General features: G+C 57.7%; 1 rRNA gene. It reads left to right on the top strand.

Features of this window, described 5'->3' with window-relative positions:
• Positions 1–785 (top strand): 23S ribosomal RNA (locus IE244_RS41580); the annotation flags it as partial.

Here is a 785-nt window from a genome sequence, read left to right as displayed (position 1 = left end):
GATGGGTAGGGGAGCGTCGTCTGCCGGGTGAAGCAGCACCGGAAGGTAGTTGTGGACGGTTGACGAGTGAGAATGCAGGCATGAGTAGCGATACAAACGTGAGAAACGTTTGCGCCGATTGACTAAGGGTTCCTGGGTCAAGCTGATCTGCCCAGGGTAAGTCGGGACCTAAGGCGAGGCCGACAGGCGTAGTCGATGGATAACCGGTTGATATTCCGGTACCCGCTGTGAAGCGTCAAACATCGAGCATCGTGATGCTAAGGCCGTGAAGCCGTTCCGGACCCTTCGGGGAAAGGAAAGTGGTGGAGCCGCCGAACCAAGCGGTTAGTAGGTGAGTGATGGGGTGACGCAGGAAGGTAGTCCATCCCGGGCGGTGGTTGTCCCGGGGTAAGGGTGTAGGACGAGTGGTAGGTAAATCCGCCGCTCACATAGTCTGAGACCTGATGCCGAGCCGATTGTGGTGAAGTGGATGATCCTATGCTGTCGAGAAAAGCCTCTAGCGAGTTTCATGGCGGCCCGTACCCTAAACCGACTCAGGTGGTCAGGTAGAGAATACCGAGGCGTTCGGGTGAACTATGGTTAAGGAACTCGGCAAAATGCCCCCGTAACTTCGGGAGAAGGGGGGCCACGCCTGGTGAGGGGACTTGCTTCCCGAGCTGGGGGTGGCCGCAGAGACCAGCGAGAAGCGACTGTTTACTAAAAACACAGGTCCGTGCGAAGCCGTAAGGCGATGTATACGGACTGACGCCTGCCCGGTGCTGGAACGTTAAGGGGACCGGTTAGCT

The organism is Streptomyces filipinensis, assembly GCF_014649495.1.
GTDB classification, from domain to species: Bacteria; Actinomycetota; Actinomycetes; order Streptomycetales; family Streptomycetaceae; genus Streptomyces; species Streptomyces filipinensis.
Note: the sequence above shows the minus strand (reverse complement) of the source record. Positions and strands in the feature narration are given on the sequence as shown.